The sequence below is a fragment of the Salegentibacter sp. genome, assembly GCF_041642575.1.
GTDB lineage: Bacteria > Bacteroidota > Bacteroidia > Flavobacteriales > Flavobacteriaceae > Salegentibacter.
On the sequence record NZ_JBEPWD010000167.1, the window covers coordinates 1 to 2,727 of the forward strand.

The 2,727-nt window shown below is 42.8% G+C and carries 2 protein-coding genes and 1 pseudogene; 2 read left to right on the plus strand and 1 reads right to left on the minus strand.

The window, feature by feature from the left end; translation table 11 throughout:
• A partial coding sequence (locus ACESK1_RS12890; protein ID WP_372920585.1) for a biotin/lipoyl-containing protein occupies positions 1–384 on the plus strand: 384 nt, incomplete at its 5' end.
• A 50-nt stretch (positions 385–434) separates the two neighbouring features.
• Positions 435–1,877: an acetyl-CoA carboxylase biotin carboxylase subunit gene (gene accC / locus ACESK1_RS12895; RefSeq protein WP_372920586.1), complete on the plus strand. Its 1,443-nt coding sequence runs from the start codon at positions 435–437 to the stop codon at positions 1,875–1,877.
• 32 nt (positions 1,878–1,909) lie between these two features.
• Here accC and ACESK1_RS12900 read toward each other — a convergent pair.
• A pseudogene (locus ACESK1_RS12900) lies at positions 1,910–2,727 on the minus strand (M23 family peptidase); the annotation flags it as partial.

The window sequence follows — 2,727 nt, forward strand, 5'->3', positions numbered from 1 at the left end:
TATCATGTACTTCGGGAAAGCCGAAGTTTTAAAGCCGGTATTTCTAAAACCGATTTTCTTAACCGGCAGTACAGCGTAAAGATAAATTCCAATAACTACCAGGTGAATATCTCCAATGAGCTGGATCAGCTAATCGAAGAGATGGGGCTCTCCCTGAGTTCTGTTTTAAAGGTTAATGATATCAAAGCGCCAATGCCCGGGCTAATCCTTGATGTGATGGTTACGGAAGGTGCTGAGGTCAAGGAGGGAGATTATCTGCTTGTCCTTGAAGCAATGAAGATGGAAAACACTATAACCGCTCCGCGCGACGGGGTGGTAAAAGTTGTTTCAGTAGAAAAAGGTCAGGGAGTGGAGAAAAACCAATTGCTTATTGAAATGGAATAAGTTCCGGTAAATGGAAGGAATTTAAAAATCGTTTTGAATTAAAATTAAAGATGAAGAAAATATTAGTAGCCAATAGAGGTGAGATCGCATTAAGGGTAATGAAAACCATTCAGAAAATGGGGATTAAAAGCGTTGCCGTTTATTCTGAAGCAGATAGGAACGCGCCCCACGTAAAGTTTGCCGATGAAGCGGTATGTATAGGAAAAGCAGCCTCCAGCGAATCTTATTTGAAAGGGGATAAAATAATTAAAGTGGCCAAAGAGCTGAGCGTAGACGGAATCCATCCCGGTTATGGTTTTCTTAGTGAGAATGCAGAATTTGCCGAAGCGGTAGAAAAGGCAGGGATCACCTGGATTGGACCGGGTTCCAAAGCTATTCGAATAATGGGAAGCAAACTCGCTGCGAAGGATGCCGTTAAAGATTATGACATTCCCATGGTACCCGGAATAGATGAAGCTATCACCGATGTTGAGAAAGCAAAGAAAATAGCCGGTGAGATTGGCTATCCAATTCTCATAAAGGCCTCTGCCGGAGGCGGGGGAAAGGGAATGCGGATCGTTGAAAGGGATAAAGACCTGGAAGACCAGATGAAAAGAGCTATCAGTGAAGCGGAGTCGGCGTTTGGGGATGGTTCGGTTTTTATTGAGAAATATGTGAGTTCTCCCCGGCATATTGAAATCCAGGTTCTGGCAGATACACACGGGAATATTATACATTTATTCGAAAGGGAATGCAGCATCCAACGTCGGCACCAGAAAGTGGTCGAGGAAGCACCTTCAGTAGTTTTAGATACAAAGACCAGGAAACTAATGGGAAAGGCCGCGGTGAAAGTAGCCAGAGCCTGTGATTATGTAGGAGCCGGAACAGTGGAGTTTCTTTTTGATGAAGCGGGGAATTTTTATTTTCTGGAAATGAATACTCGTTTGCAGGTGGAACATCCCGTGACCGAACTTATCACCGGAATAGACCTGGTAGAAGAACAAATTAAGATCGCCCGGGGAAAGAAGATCAAATACCACCAGGAAGACTTAAACATTATGGGCCACGCCATGGAACTCAGGGTTTATGCTGAAGATCCCATGGAAGATTTTATGCCCAGCGTAGGCACCCTCGAAAGATACCGAATGCCTTCAGGGCCGGGAATTAGGGTAGATAATGGCTTTGAAGAAGGAATGGAGGTGCCAATCTATTACGATCCTATGCTGAGTAAGCTCATTACCTACGGGAAAACCCGGGAAGAGGCGATTCAGTTAATGCTAAAAGCCATTAGCGAATACGAAGTACAGGGAGTGAGCACCACCCTGCCCTTCGGGAAATTCGTCTTTGAGCACGAAGCTTTCCGAAGTGGAAACTTCGACACCCATTTTGTGAAAAATTATTATTCAGCAGAAAAGCTGCAAGACGAGATCAAGGAAGAAGCCAGAATGGCTGCATTACTTGCTTTGAAGCAATATATCTCCGATAAAAAACAGCTGCGGTTACCCCTTACTTAAATCTTTAGGTAAAAGATGTAACCGCTTGTGATTTAATTTTTCCTGAAGAATTTAGCTTCATAAGTACTACTGTTGCCGACATTGTCGGTAACTATAATCTTAAAATCATTTTCTGTTTCTGTCACTATCCCATCGTCGAAATTATGGGATAACGTGTTATTTTTATATTCATACTCCATAAGTATGAATTTTCCGTTAACCGTTGCCCGATAGCTTTTTATTCCGGAGAGATCATCCGAGATCTTTACGCGCAGGTCATTATTGGAAGAAATCCACTGGCCGTCATTGAAATTCACCGGCTTTATTTTTGGAGGTTTAATATCTGCTGCCAAAGTGTATTTACCGAAGGTTCTAATGCCCGTGGTGAAGCGATCCCCTTTTTTATAGGTTGAGGAATATAGGGGTTTGTTTCCGTAACCTAAACGTGCTATAAACAGTTTCTCTCTATCTTCAGGGCTGTATTTACTCACATCAAATCCCAGGGTGATATTTTTATGGATGGGCGTTTCGTCGGTATGGAAATCTATAGTATCCCCTTTAAATTGAACGTCCAGGTAGGTGTCTGCATAAAGACTTCCCTTTGGTACGTAAAAGTCTATACCGTTTTCCTCGGCAGCAAAGGCCTGATTGGCATTGACGAAATAATCGGTTTTGTTTATTTTTTTAGGCTGAATCTCCCCGCTGTTTCGGCCGCGGATGGGAACTCTTATCAATCTTTGGTTTCCGGAGAAATCGGTTACCTTGATGGTGTAGTTATAATCCAGGCTATCCTCAATATTCAGTTTCCCTTCTGAAACAACTTTATTATAAACACTTAGCGGATTTCCGGGTTCTACATAGAGCTTCTTGA

Bases quoted from the DNA above. Each gene is read 5' to 3' on its own strand.
- accC (WP_372920586.1), top strand. From the start codon at position 435: ATGAAGAAAATATTAGTAGCCAATAGAGGTGAGATCGCATTAAGGGTA.